A 12,103-nucleotide genomic window follows, 5' to 3' on the forward strand; every position below is an offset into this window, starting at 1 on the left:
AGTGAAACTTCCATCAGTGAGGTTTTTTCTCTTCCACTTATCTGCTTTGATTCCTCGAAGTTTTGAAGTGGGGGGTATTACTGCCAGTTTTCGCGTGATAAATTGAAAGCGCATAAATTCCGTATAGGAGTTCAATGCGCTTTTATCGTGATTCGTATTTACATACTCGAGTGAGTTGGTTCTTTATAATCAATAGACTTACTTTTACTTTCATCAGTCTCACCTTTTAGGAACGTTTTTCGATGACGATACAACAAATAGAATGCTAATACAAAAGAAAAGAAATCGGCAATTGGAAAGGCTAACCAAACCCCTGTCGTCCCAAAAAAGTGCGGTAAAATTAATACGAGCGGAATTAAGAAAATAAACTGACGTGATAATGATAAAATTAACGCAAGTTTAGCTTTCCCTAATGCTTGATATAAACCGCTACTAATAATTTGAATTCCTATCAAAAAGACGGCAGCAAACATGACTCTCATTGAGTCTGCCCCTGCTTCAATAACAGCAGCATCTGATGTGAAAATAGACATTAAAAATGCTGGGAACATCATAACGATAAGAAAAACACCGAACGAGATCACAGTAACAATTTTCAGGCTTAGCAATACGGTTTGGCGAAGTCGTGCGAAATTGTTAGCCCCGTAATTATAACCAACAATCGGTTGCATCCCTTGCATCACTCCAGCCATTGGCATAAACGACATCATAATAATTCGCTGAATAATTCCGAATACACCAACATAAAACTCCCCACCATAGCGGATGAGCATCACGTTTATAGCAATCATCATGACACTACCAGCTGCTTGTTGAACAAACGCGGGAAGTCCGACTAATATTATCTCTTTTACTAGTTTTAATTTTAATTTAAAATCAGCAATCTTTAATGATAATGTGCTGTTACCTGAAATAAAATATTGAATGACCATTGCACTAGCAATAGCTTGTGAAATGACTGTGGCATATGCAGCCCCTTTAACACCCATATTTAAACCAAAAATAAAAACCGCGTCAAGGATGATGTTAAGTACAGATGGTATAATCATAGCCATCATCGCAAACCGAGCATTTCCCTCTGATCGAATGATACTATTGGTTGCAAACGAAAACGTAAAAAAGAGCGTTGCTAATAAGATGGGAAACATATAATCGATTGCATATGGTAAAATATCAGGCGTTGCACCAAATAGAATTAACACAGGTTCTAAAAAAGTAAAAGCTCCAATTACCCCGACCACACTTAATAGAATGATGATGGTAAGGACATTACCAAACACTTGGTTCGCTTCTTTTTCATTTTTCTCCCCTAGTCTTCGTGAAATAACAGAAGCTCCACCAATACCCATTGCTGCTGATATGGCCATCATAATCATCATTAAGGGGAATGAAATCGTAACTCCAGCAACCGCTGAAATCCCAACCCCGTACGAAATAAAAATTGTATCTATGACATTGTATAGAGCCATTACGACCATTCCAATGATCGCTGGAATAGATAAACTTCTTAATAACTTTGGTATCGGTTCTGTTCCAAGGCGTTCACTTTGAAATTTTTGCTTCATGTTGTTGTACCTTCTTTCTATTAAACTCTATTATTGCTTTAAATTATCGGCTATTTTCTTTAACCATAGAATAAGGATTTGCTGTTCTTCTTTTGAGAGGCCTATTAAGAGTTTTTCTTCCACTTGACCAATACCGTTCCATAATTCTTTTTCTAGCAACCTACCTTTTTCAGTTAATAGGATGGTTTTGCTCCGTCGATCGTTTTGATTATCTTCTTTTTCAATGAGTCCTTTTTTTAACATCGAGTCTATTATGCCATTCATCGTTGGCGCTTTAATGAAGAGACTTTTTTGAAGTTCTGCTTGGAGTTGCTCTCCCTTAGCATGTAATAAATGGATTACTTTAGCTTGGGCGACTGTTAATCCAAATTCACTTAATTTTTCATTATATAAATTTTGCATTAGGTGACCAACAATTCCAATATGATAACCGACTCTTTCCTCCAAATTGTGTTCCACTTCATTAGCCCCCTAACTAATACTATTACGCTATTTTATAAGATAATTAAGGGTTTCACAATACATATCGATTGATTTCCAGAAAAATAGTTAGTATCCTAACTTTTCGATTTGTAAAATAGTTACGTTAATACTGCTTTATTTGACGTAAATTTGAATAAAAAAGTTTCTTTTTTAAAATGGGGTTTAAATCAACAAAACAGCCTTACCACTGACAAAAGGTAAGGCTGTCTACTTTTTATAAAATTCATATTAATTTGATTTTCGGTCACTACTTTACAGTGCCCATTTTCGAATAGCGACAGCTACACCGTGTTCTACATTTGAGGTTGTAACCCAATCAGCAGCATTTTTTACAGATGGTTGAGCATTTCCCATGGCCACACCTATTCCAGCTTCTTTAATCATTGCCAAGTCATTAAGACTATCGCCCATCGAAAGTACATGGTCCATTGTTATACCTAACCGTTTACATACTTTTTCAATCGCTCTTGCTTTGTTTACCCCTGCAGCATTAATTTCAATGTTCGTTAAGCTAGAATTACTTACTTCAAGTTCTTTAATTTGTAGTAATTCATCTAAAATTACCTTTCTGATATTATCATCTTTTACATCAAAGCCAAACTTCATCCATTCGTGTTCCGTAAATTCTTCAGGAAACTTTTCTTTCCAAACGTTACCTACTGATGCTGCCCAACAAAACGTATTATGTTGTTGCTTTAATTGCCACATATGCTTAATGTGTTCCACATCCAATATTTGTCTATCGATAAGCTTTCCGTTCTCATCCCATATTTCACTTCCATTTACTGTTATGAGATATGAGCTGAGGGATAGAGACTTAACTAACTCTTCACACGCCATGATTGTCCTTCCTGTACTTATAACAACGTGAATACCTTGAGCTTCAGCTTGTTTTATTGCTTTGCGATTTTCCATTGAAATTTCATGTTGATGATTTAACAACGTGCCATCCAAATCAATAGCTATTAATTTTATGTTTTTTTTCTTTACAATTTCCATATTCACTATCCTCTCCCATGGACTAAGAATTACTTTTATTCTAACAGATTTTTTGGAATAATTTACTTTGATCGTCTTATAGGGGCATTTTAGAATCTTGGGTAAGATAATAAAAAGACGGCAGTTTACTCATTCAAAAGTTATGATTTGCTGTGTTTTCATTTAGGAGGATTAATGATGAGAAGGATATTGCCAGGCTCAATATTATCTTATAGTCAGTATGGTCATGTGAAAATTCCTAAAGAGGTGAAATGCAAATGTCCAGAATGTAGTAAAACCGCACGTTTTTCACTGAAGGCGGATTACCAAGCAAACCGTACGGGATTTTTCTCAAAAGGGAATTGCACTGAATGTAAGTCATTATCTTCTTTCGTAATTATGCTTACAGACTATATTGAAAAATCGAATCAAGAAGTTGAAATATTTATATATGATTCAAAAACACCGTTTACTCAAATTGAAAACCATTCGAACATACCAGAAGACCTTATCCGTGCTTATCGTTCAGCGTTGAATGTTCACCAGTCTAAAGATCCATCCGCTACCGCTGTTCTATCAAAACGGGTCCTTGAAAGTGTTGTAAAAAGCTTTCTAGGTGAGAAGGTTAAAGGACAATCACTTCCTGAACAATTAGAGCATCTTCCAAAACACCTTGATTTAAATAAACCGATTACATCGTTATCTAGCCTCATTCATCCTGAAAGTCATTTTCATCAAATTTTGGAATTAGAACGAGAACTTGATGATGACATGGCTAAATTATTAATTGAATTATTAGAAGGCCTAATTGAATATTTATATATCCTCCCATCAAAAATCGAAACTACACACGATCGAATTCAACAACAACTTCATTAAACATCCTTCCTACCCATATAATTAAAAATCTACATATAGAAGCTGACTTTAAGAGTCAGCTTCTTACCTATCTAAATAGTATGAAATTCCATTACTAAACAATACGCGTCTTTTGCGTTGTTTTGCTATAATAAGAAAGTCCTTATAACTATTTTGAGGAAAATTGAATTCTACAATGACTAACTAGTTATAGAAAAGAGGAATACCCGATTGAAAAAGTTTAAAAAATTTTATTTGGAAATTACCAGTGTTTGTAATCTTGCTTGCAGCTTCTGTCCTCCTACTGAAAGACAAAAGCAATTTATTTCAGTAGAAGATTTTTCAAAACGCTTGGATCAAATTAAGCCTCATACAGATTATATATATTTGCATGTCAAAGGTGAACCGTTACTACATCCTAAAATAGATCAATTATTAGACATTAGTTACGAAAAAGGATTTAAAGTCAATATTACTACAAACGGGACGTTACTTCGTAAAGCTAAGAATAAAATTATCAATAAACCAGCATTACGACAAATGAACTTTTCACTTCACAGTTTTGATGGCCATGAAGGATCTACTGATAAAGAAGGATATGTAGGAAGTATTTTACAGTTCATTAAGGAAGCTACAAGTCAATCTGAGTTAATCGTCTCCCTCAGGCTTTGGAACTTAACCGAGGACAACTTGACTAATGTTCAAAAAAAACGAAATCGGGAAGTCCTTGAAATTATTGAAAATGAATTTAATCTCGATTATAAAATTGAGGAAAAAGTCGTACCAGGGACTGGTGTGAAAATTGCAGAACGTATTTACTTGAACCAAGACATTGAATTTAAATGGTCAAGTTTACATGAAGAAGAAGATGAAGGAAAAGGGTTTTGTCACGGTCTAAGAAACCAAGCAGGAATATTAGCAAATGGCACTGTCATTCCATGTTGTCTTGATGGAGAAGGTATTATTAGTTTAGGTAATATTAACGAAACGCCCTTCTCAGAAATAATCGAAGGTAAACGAGCCAACAATTTATATAATGGGTTTTCACGCCGAGAAGCGGTTGAAGAATTATGTAGGAAATGTGGGTATCGAAAACGATTTGGTGCTTAATTTTAAGAAAAACGGGCGGAATTGAAAAACCACCCGTTTTTCATTTGGTTAACATAAAGTGAAACTTCCATTAGTGAGGTTTTCCTTTTCCCCCACTAATGGTTAATTGAGGCCCACACTATGTGGGTCACACAGACGTTGCCACAGGACATGGCAACGTCTGTGTTCATTTAATTTTTTAATGATACGTTTTACAAAAAAAGTAAGGTATTTAATTAAGAGAACACCAAAAAAAAGCAAAGAAAAATTAAGGGAGAATGTCTTCCCTCGTTCTTCCTTGCTTATTTATGGAGCACATGCTCATAAAGTCTATTATTTTAGTTGTTCTTTAGCATACTTTTTTAATTCATCAATGATTGCCTGTTCCATCCCTGTAGTTAGAAACTGGATACCATACAGATTTCCATGAAATTCATTTTTTTTCCAAACGACTTCTCCAACCAATATGAAAGTATCTGAGGTTAAGGTGAACGTTATTTCTAATTGATCACCTATTTTTATGTCAGTTGAATTTGCTCCATCACCTAGTTGTAACCCTTTTGGACTTATATTTATAACTTTTCCTGCAGTTCGATCATGTTTGGTCATGCTTTCGTTTGCAGATTTTGTTAGTTTAAATTCACAATCTAAAGAAATTCCAAAATCATACCTAAATGCTTCATTTCTTTTAAACCTTTTCCCCATTTTGAATCCCCTTTTTATAGTATCATCGTAAAGTCCTTAACTTATTAAAATATTCCCCATCTCTATTTCCCTAAACTTATTTTCTCTAGTTTTTTTTAGAATATTTATATGTTACATATTATCAGAACAATTATACCTTCGTTTTAATCATGGTAAAAAAAGAAAATTAAACAAATTTGTTAACTTTCATGTGTGATTTGATCATATGAAATAGAATGTTTTCTATCATCTCAATACTATTAATGATAAAATAGAATAAAATAATCAACGCGAAATAAAGGGGAAAATTACTTTGTTGAACTGGTTCAGCAAGTCAAAGAAGAATATACTCTTATATTTGATGATTACATTGATACCAGCCATCATTATAAGCCATGCACTTGCATTACATAAAATAGAAGATTACGAAAACAAATATCTAAACCTAGCCCAAAACTATGCTCATCTTCATGCTAGCCATATTGAAAGGTTTATTAGGGAAACAGTGAGTAGACTTGATATGTTAGCAACTTTAATTGATGTTAATTCTGGTGATTTGAGTACTGTGGAAGAAATTTTGACGAGGACTCATGAGAAAGATGTTAGGTTTTCAGGTTTTTATTGGTCTAATCCACAAGGTGACTTATTAATTGGAACGAATGAACTAACTCAACCTATAAATATTTTAGATCGTGAATATTTTCAAAATGCAATCAATACTGGGCAATACACAATTTCTCCAGCTCATATTGGCCGGGTTACAAACCGGTTTATTATTACTATTGCTACTCCCGTCATAAGTGGTAGTGAAGTGAACGGTGTTTTATTAGGTAGTTTGAGAATTGATAAAATCGAAGAGTCACTATTAGGACAGCTAAATAATGAGAAGGTTTTTGTCACAGATGATATCGGGCAAGCCGTCATACATTCCTCGACTCCATATGATGAGCCCATAAGCTTTGAAATTCAAATGGAGAGCGTACCTTGGACGGTTCAGGCTCAGGTTGAACCTGTCGAAAAGATTTCTTACGTCCAGATTTTATTACAATACTTTGGTTTGTTACTAATCTTTACCCATATTTTATTTTTGTTAGTTCAATATTTCTTACTAAAAAAACAAGTCAAACTAGAAAAGAAACAAAATGAAATGCAAAAACTAGAATTAGTTGAAAATTTAGCTGCAAGTACAGCTCATGAAATAAGAAATCCTTTAACAGGGATTAAAGGTCTTATTCAACTATTAAGTGAGAAATATAAAGATGAAAAAGACCAACTTTATTTTACGATCATTCAATCCGAAGTCAATCGTATTAATTCAATCGTAAGTGAATTATTACTCCTTGGTAAACCAACTGCTCAAACGTTAAATACGTATTATGTAAATGACATCATTAAAGAAATAGAGCCCATAATTAGCTCAGAAGCCAATTATAAAAGTGTACACCTATCAATCATTTATTCCAATGAACCTCTGCCGATTTCTTGTGTCAAAGATCATGTAAAACAAGTGATTTTAAACTTAGTAAAAAATGCATTGGAAGCAATTGGTGATGGTAGAGGTAAAGTTATCATTTCTTTAGAAAAGCATCAAAATCAGTCGATTATCAAAGTCATCGATAATGGATCGGGTATGCCTGAAGAAGTATTAAATCAAGTTTTCAATCCTTTTTTTACAATGAAAGATGATGGATCAGGCTTAGGTCTAGTAGTTTGTAAACGAATTATTGAAACTTATGGTGGACAAATTAATATTCGTAGTACAATGGATAAGGGTACTGTGGTCGAACTCAGAATACCACTCACATCGGAAGATAACGATTGAAAATAACCATTAAAAAAATAACCCTTCACTACAGTCGAGCTACTGTGTGGCGGGTTTTATATTTTAGTTTTTTGAATTAAAAGTAAAAGAGAACCATTTAGGGTTCTCTTTTACAGCTATTATTCTCCTTTTTTTATCCAGAACGTTAACACACCAGCTTCTTCTGCATCACTCAATAACTCATGCCCGCCTGTTTTGGCCCAAGCCGCTAAATCATTTTTGGCCCCTTTATCCGTTGCATGTATTTCTAATACTTGCCCCGAATTTAATTCATCCATTGCTTTTTTCGTACGAACGATTGGCATCGGGCACGCAAGTCCTTTTGCATCTAATACTTTATCTGCTTTCATTGTCATAATATCCACTCCTAGTTAGATGTTTTTAAGCTTAGTGAATCAGCTATAAAGTTCTCACTTTTTCAATTCTTTTCATTTAATTTGAAGTTAACGCACTGCACAACGGTTTGGACCAATTTCCATTTCACGTTGTTTTTCAACGTCTGGATTCATTTTTCCCATATTCGTTTCACGGATTTCTTGATACGCATTGGGTTGAGGAGGTAAATTTTCGGTCACCATTTTTCTAAACTCTTTTTCATCTTCTATATTTAAGCCGTGGTTATTTGCAAATAATGTTCCGAGTTTCTCAGCAACACTTCCGTCATCATTTAATTCGTCGATAATCATGAAGTGTGCTGGCAATACAACTAATTCCTCAGATAGTTCACGATAACGGGTGTAAAGCGATTCTCTTAAGTCAGCAACCCAATCTTCAGCTTTTCCAGCTAAATCTGGTCTCCCAATCGAGTCAATAAAAAGAATATCACCTGATAATAGGAATTTCTCATCAACAACAAACGATGTTGACCCAATTGTATGACCTGGTGAATATAGGGCATGAATATTAATCGTTGTATTTCCAATTTTCACATTGGTATCTTCCTCTAATTTTGCGTATTCGAATGTTACTTCCGTTGCATCTTTTGGTGGTAACCAGTACGTTCCTCCAGTTTGTTCTGCGATTCTACGTCCACCAGAAATATGATCTGCATGAAGATGTGTATCAAATACATGTGTAATCTTCGCGCCAATTTCAGAGGCAAAATCCGTATAAACTCCAGTCATACGAGTTGCATCAATAATCGCTGCCTCCCCATTGGAAACGACCATGTAAGATAAACAACCTTTTCCAACACGAACAAATTGATAAAGTTCGCCACCCATTCTTAAATCCCCAACTTTTACAGGCTCTAAATGCTCACTCCATGCTTTCATACCACCTTGTAAATAAGAGACTTCTAAACCTTGTTCCGCAAGCATTTCTGCAACCATAATGGAAGAACCTTCTTTAGCACAGACGACTAAGATGTCCTTATTGGTTGGAATTTTATCGAGAGTTCCTTCAATACCATCTAGTAAATCAAAATATGGGACATTTAAATAATCGAACTTTTCCCCTTCAATCTTCCAATCTGTAAAGTCCGTTTCATTTCGCACATCTAATATAAATAATTCTTCTTTATTGAAAACTTTCTTTGTTACATCTTTTGCTAACATTGCTTTTACAGTCACCTCACATACCGCCACTAGTATATTTTAATTAAAAAAAATATAGATTTCTATTTAGAACGTTAACGAAACATTTGCAACTTTGGCAAATTTAAAAATGTAATCGCACCACCCACATCGATACCATTAACAAATTGATCTTTTTCTAATCCCATAACATCCATTGTCTGTTGCTAAGACTCCCACTGACTGTAAATTACTTTATGCGACTTCACCCAACCAAGCATTCATTCCACTGATAAGGTTGGTGACATTATAGCCGTAATTATCAAGGAAATTAACTGCTGTTGCGCTTCTAGCACCTGACCGACATACGATAATATAGTCCTTTGTCTTATCTAATTCATGCATTCGAAATTCCAACAATCCCAAAGGTATATTTATTGATCCAAGTATTTTGCCTGCTGCGACTTCCGCTACTTCACGGACATCTATGATGATTACTTCATTCTCACTTTTTAATAATTCAAGGACTTCGTTTGCTGTCATTTCTTTCATAGTTGCTAACCTCCAATTTTATTATTTAATTCCAAGCACTCATGCCACCTTTTACATTGGCTATTTTTTTAAATCCTAATTTTTTTAACAGTTTTGTCGCTTTATTACTTCTCATCCCACTTTGGCAAATTACTACGATCTCTTTCTCCTTGGATAGTTGACTTACTTTGTTTGAAAGGTCTTGGAGTGGGATGTTTTTAAATTTTTTAATATGGTTGGATTTGTACTCTCCAGTTGTTCTCACATCAATAAATTGAACTTCTTTCTTTATGAGTTCCTGCTTTAACTCAACTGTTGTCATTTGTCTAACACCTTTTGTTGGCAATATCTTTTGTAATAGAAATAAGAATAGAAGTGCTGGGATAATGAAATTTAAGTATTCCATAGTTAAAATTCCTCCGCTTTATACCCAGTTAGGTATTTGAATGTTCAAAAATTTTTTTGTTATCTGCTTTTGACTAACATATTAACAGCTTCTTGTATTAGAGCTTCTGTATCTTCACCTTTATTGATCTGCTCTCGTACACATTGTTCTAGGTTTGCACTAACAACGACAGCTAAAGTTCGATCTAATGCATTACGCGCTGCTGATAGTTGTATAACTAGTTCTTTACAATCTTTTTGTTCTTCCATCATTCTTACTATTGCTCTAATTTGGCCTTCCACTCTTTTTAATCTATTTTTCATTTGAACATTATAATTCATGGCGGTACCCCTCCCGTACTAATGGATTGTAATAATGATATGTGTTCTTTCAGTCTGTTTTTATATAAAAATGTGACGTGTTGATATTTAATACAATATACCTATACAGGTATATTGTCAACCCTTTATAAACCAAAATAATATATGGTAAACAATAATAAAATACAGCATATAACAACCGTGATAAAAATGATAATCTTATATGAAGATTGAAAGGTTTGTGTATTTATATTTTTTCTATTTCTAAAATAAATAAATGTAGCAAATAAAATCGTTATAAGGCCTAGGATTAACGAAAAAAGACTAATAAACATGGCCAAAGTATTATCTAAGTAGTCAACAAGAGGAGTATTGAAATGTAAAGTAGTTGCTAAAAATCCGATCCCAATCATTGCAATAGCAGTCCTAATCCATGCAAGATATGTTCTTTCGTTTGCCAAATGTTGTTGAATGTATTTCGAATCTTCCGTTTCTTCTTTTTTATTCATTTATAGCACCTCCCATGTATTCAGAAAACCTCTTGTAAAGTAGAAACTTCAACAAGAGGTAAGTACCGGTTAAATACTTTTATTAATAGAAGCAATGAGGCGTTTTTCAATATCATTTGCGATTGCATTTAACTCTTCGTCATCTACTGACTGAATTAATGCTGTCGGTTTTGGCATACCAATTTTTGTTTTGCCCTCGTCGCTATAAACGACGATTTTACAAGGTAAGAAATAACCGACTAAAATATTCTTATCTAATACACGTTTAGCTTCATGTGGATTACATACTTCTAATACTGTAAAAGGTTGCGAAAATTCTAAGCCCGTTTGATTTAATTTTTGCTGTACATCAAATTCCCAAAGAACACCAAACTTATCTTTTTTTAAATTTGCTTCTAGTGTTTTAATTATTTCTTCAGTCGATTGATCTGTTTCCACAGTATAATGAAACATCATGATACCCCCCTAGTATTATGCGTCTTACTAAATTGGTTTTGCGATCATTCCATAAATAACTGGAGCGAGTTCTACAATTTCTACTTTAAAGTCATTTTTTTCTAAAATTTTTTTCATGGCATTTGAAGAAATTCTTTCATTTAACGGTGGTCCCATTTTAGAATCGACAGCTTCCCATTCGATAATTAGAAGTTGACCATCTGTTTTTAGTATTCGTTTCACTGCAGCTAATACTAGTTTGAGGTCTGAAACCTCATGGAGAACGAGAGAAATAAGTGCATGATTGACGGAGTGATCTTCAATTTTGATATCTTGCAAATCACTTGTAACATAAACGATTTCGTCAAGATTTGCTTTCTTAGCACGTTCCTCCAGTAAAGTTAACATTTGTGGCTCAATATCAACTGCATATACTTTTGTTTTTGTTTTTTCAGCTATCGGAATCGTAAAAAAACCATTTCCTGCGCCTAAATCGGCTACGATGTCCCCTTGTTTTATACCGAATCGTTCAATCGTTTTTTCAGGTGTGATCAGTTCATATCGTTTCGGATTAATAAGTTTATCAGCTTTCCTTGGATCAAAACGTACACCAGCCATATTTTTGCCCTCCTCATATACCTATATGGGTATAATACTTGATCATACAAAAGTTGTCAAACAGTTAATAATCCCTTTTTATAACGTTACTCTTTCTAATTCTCCTGATTCAACATGAAATATACAGCCAATGATGTCAACACCCTTGGTTGATAAAGTGAAACTTCCACATCGCCATAACTTGAGGAATTAACATAATCGCAACAATTAACCATGTCCGATCGTTTATACTTTGGTAGCATTCTAAATTATTTTTTAAAATACTCATGGGTTATCTCCTTTTGCTACTAATACTATGTAAAAAGGGTGCTC

Annotated in this window: 16 protein-coding genes and 1 pseudogene; 3 read left to right on the plus strand and 14 right to left on the minus strand. The window is 34.1% G+C overall.

Features of this window, described 5'->3' with window-relative positions:
• Positions 1-158: 158 nt before the first annotated feature.
• From BK574_RS06230 to BK574_RS06240, 3 genes are all read right to left on the minus strand, one after another.
• Positions 159-1,565 carry an MATE family efflux transporter gene (locus BK574_RS06230; RefSeq protein WP_078427958.1) on the minus strand — a complete coding sequence of 469 codons (1,407 nt, stop codon included), beginning with the start codon at positions 1,563-1,565 and terminating at the stop codon, positions 159-161.
• 30 nt (positions 1,566-1,595) lie between these two features.
• Positions 1,596-2,024, minus strand: a complete 429-nt coding sequence (locus tag BK574_RS06235) for a MarR family winged helix-turn-helix transcriptional regulator (protein WP_238457966.1) — start codon at positions 2,022-2,024, stop codon at positions 1,596-1,598.
• Positions 2,025-2,300: 276 nt separating this feature from the next.
• On the minus strand, positions 2,301-3,047 hold the full coding sequence (locus tag BK574_RS06240; protein ID WP_078427959.1) for a Cof-type HAD-IIB family hydrolase: 747 nt from the start codon (positions 3,045-3,047) through the stop codon (positions 2,301-2,303).
• A gap of 177 nt (positions 3,048-3,224) precedes the next feature.
• Here BK574_RS06240 and BK574_RS06245 point away from each other — a divergent pair, with 177 nt between their 5' ends.
• Together BK574_RS06245 and BK574_RS06250 are read left to right on the plus strand one after the other, a co-directional pair.
• Positions 3,225-3,905 (plus strand): hypothetical protein, encoded by a 681-nt coding sequence (locus BK574_RS06245; protein ID WP_078427960.1) that lies wholly within the window; start codon positions 3,225-3,227, stop codon positions 3,903-3,905.
• A gap of 210 nt (positions 3,906-4,115) precedes the next feature.
• Positions 4,116-4,994 carry a radical SAM/SPASM domain-containing protein gene (locus BK574_RS06250; RefSeq protein ID WP_078427961.1) on the plus strand — a complete coding sequence of 293 codons (879 nt, stop codon included), beginning with the start codon at positions 4,116-4,118 and terminating at the stop codon, positions 4,992-4,994.
• Between the two features lie 312 nt (positions 4,995-5,306).
• On the opposite strand, the gene BK574_RS06255 is transcribed toward BK574_RS06250, so the two are convergent.
• Entirely contained in the window at positions 5,307-5,678 is a 372-nt protein-coding gene (locus tag BK574_RS06255) for a PilZ domain-containing protein (RefSeq protein ID WP_078427962.1), read from the minus strand.
• Positions 5,679-6,018: 340 nt separating this feature from the next.
• Here BK574_RS06255 and BK574_RS06260 point away from each other — a divergent pair, with 340 nt between their 5' ends.
• Complete coding sequence (locus tag BK574_RS06260) at positions 6,019-7,479, plus strand: ATP-binding protein (RefSeq protein WP_158211552.1); 1,461 nt, start codon at positions 6,019-6,021, stop codon at positions 7,477-7,479.
• Positions 7,480-7,598: 119 nt separating this feature from the next.
• On the opposite strand, the gene BK574_RS06265 is transcribed toward BK574_RS06260, so the two are convergent.
• The 10 genes and pseudogenes from BK574_RS06265 to BK574_RS28765 form a co-directional block, all read right to left on the minus strand.
• Positions 7,599-7,829 carry a sulfurtransferase TusA family protein gene (locus BK574_RS06265; RefSeq protein WP_075389179.1) on the minus strand — a complete coding sequence of 77 codons (231 nt, stop codon included), beginning with the start codon at positions 7,827-7,829 and terminating at the stop codon, positions 7,599-7,601.
• A gap of 93 nt (positions 7,830-7,922) precedes the next feature.
• Complete coding sequence (locus BK574_RS06270; RefSeq protein WP_078427964.1) at positions 7,923-9,050, minus strand: MBL fold metallo-hydrolase; 1,128 nt, start codon at positions 9,048-9,050, stop codon at positions 7,923-7,925.
• A gap of 51 nt (positions 9,051-9,101) precedes the next feature.
• Positions 9,102-9,220 (minus strand): annotated as a pseudogene (locus BK574_RS06275) (DsrE/DsrF/DrsH-like family protein); the annotation flags it as partial.
• A gap of 28 nt (positions 9,221-9,248) precedes the next feature.
• A complete protein-coding gene (locus tag BK574_RS06280; protein ID WP_078427965.1) occupies positions 9,249-9,545 on the minus strand; it encodes a rhodanese-like domain-containing protein in 297 nt (98 codons plus the stop codon).
• Positions 9,546-9,570: 25 nt separating this feature from the next.
• Positions 9,571-9,930 (minus strand): rhodanese-like domain-containing protein, encoded by a 360-nt coding sequence (locus BK574_RS06285; protein WP_075389163.1) that lies wholly within the window; start codon positions 9,928-9,930, stop codon positions 9,571-9,573.
• Positions 9,931-9,989: 59 nt separating this feature from the next.
• The gene (locus tag BK574_RS06290) at positions 9,990-10,250 is read right to left on the minus strand and encodes a metal-sensitive transcriptional regulator (RefSeq protein WP_078427966.1); all 261 of its coding nucleotides are present in this window, start codon (positions 10,248-10,250) and stop codon (positions 9,990-9,992) included.
• Between the two features lie 125 nt (positions 10,251-10,375).
• Positions 10,376-10,738: a YidH family protein gene (locus tag BK574_RS06295; RefSeq protein WP_078427967.1), complete on the minus strand. Its 363-nt coding sequence runs from the start codon at positions 10,736-10,738 to the stop codon at positions 10,376-10,378.
• A 69-nt stretch (positions 10,739-10,807) separates the two neighbouring features.
• A complete protein-coding gene (locus BK574_RS06300) occupies positions 10,808-11,191 on the minus strand; it encodes a DUF302 domain-containing protein (RefSeq protein WP_078427968.1) in 384 nt (127 codons plus the stop codon).
• A 30-nt stretch (positions 11,192-11,221) separates the two neighbouring features.
• Positions 11,222-11,791, minus strand: coding sequence for a class I SAM-dependent methyltransferase (locus tag BK574_RS06305; protein WP_078427969.1), 570 nt, complete (start codon positions 11,789-11,791; stop codon positions 11,222-11,224).
• Positions 11,792-11,927: 136 nt separating this feature from the next.
• Positions 11,928-12,059 (minus strand): hypothetical protein, encoded by a 132-nt coding sequence (locus BK574_RS28765; RefSeq protein ID WP_274379406.1) that lies wholly within the window; start codon positions 12,057-12,059, stop codon positions 11,928-11,930.
• Between the last annotated feature and the right edge of the window lie 44 nt (positions 12,060-12,103).

Source organism: Alkalihalobacterium alkalinitrilicum, assembly GCF_002019605.1.
Lineage (GTDB): Bacteria > Bacillota > Bacilli > Bacillales > Bacillaceae_F > Alkalihalobacterium > Alkalihalobacterium alkalinitrilicum.

Coding starts and splice junctions, on each gene's coding strand:
- BK574_RS06240 (WP_078427959.1), bottom strand. CDS start 3,047: ATGGAAATTGTAAAGAAAAAAAACATAAAATTAATAGCTATTGATTTG.
- BK574_RS06300 (WP_078427968.1), bottom strand. CDS start 11,191: ATGTTTCATTATACTGTGGAAACAGATCAATCGACTGAAGAAATAATT.
- BK574_RS06260 (WP_158211552.1), top strand. CDS start 6,019: ATGATTACATTGATACCAGCCATCATTATAAGCCATGCACTTGCATTA.
- BK574_RS28765 (WP_274379406.1), bottom strand. CDS start 12,059: ATGAGTATTTTAAAAAATAATTTAGAATGCTACCAAAGTATAAACGAT.
- BK574_RS06230 (WP_078427958.1), bottom strand. CDS start 1,565: ATGAAGCAAAAATTTCAAAGTGAACGCCTTGGAACAGAACCGATACCA.
- BK574_RS06255 (WP_078427962.1), bottom strand. CDS start 5,678: ATGGGGAAAAGGTTTAAAAGAAATGAAGCATTTAGGTATGATTTTGGA.
- BK574_RS06280 (WP_078427965.1), bottom strand. CDS start 9,545: ATGAAAGAAATGACAGCAAACGAAGTCCTTGAATTATTAAAAAGTGAG.
- BK574_RS06245 (WP_078427960.1), top strand. CDS start 3,225: ATGAGAAGGATATTGCCAGGCTCAATATTATCTTATAGTCAGTATGGT.
- BK574_RS06265 (WP_075389179.1), bottom strand. CDS start 7,829: ATGAAAGCAGATAAAGTATTAGATGCAAAAGGACTTGCGTGCCCGATG.
- BK574_RS06295 (WP_078427967.1), bottom strand. CDS start 10,738: ATGAATAAAAAAGAAGAAACGGAAGATTCGAAATACATTCAACAACAT.
- BK574_RS06305 (WP_078427969.1), bottom strand. CDS start 11,791: ATGGCTGGTGTACGTTTTGATCCAAGGAAAGCTGATAAACTTATTAAT.
- BK574_RS06290 (WP_078427966.1), bottom strand. CDS start 10,250: ATGAATTATAATGTTCAAATGAAAAATAGATTAAAAAGAGTGGAAGGC.
- BK574_RS06285 (WP_075389163.1), bottom strand. CDS start 9,930: ATGGAATACTTAAATTTCATTATCCCAGCACTTCTATTCTTATTTCTA.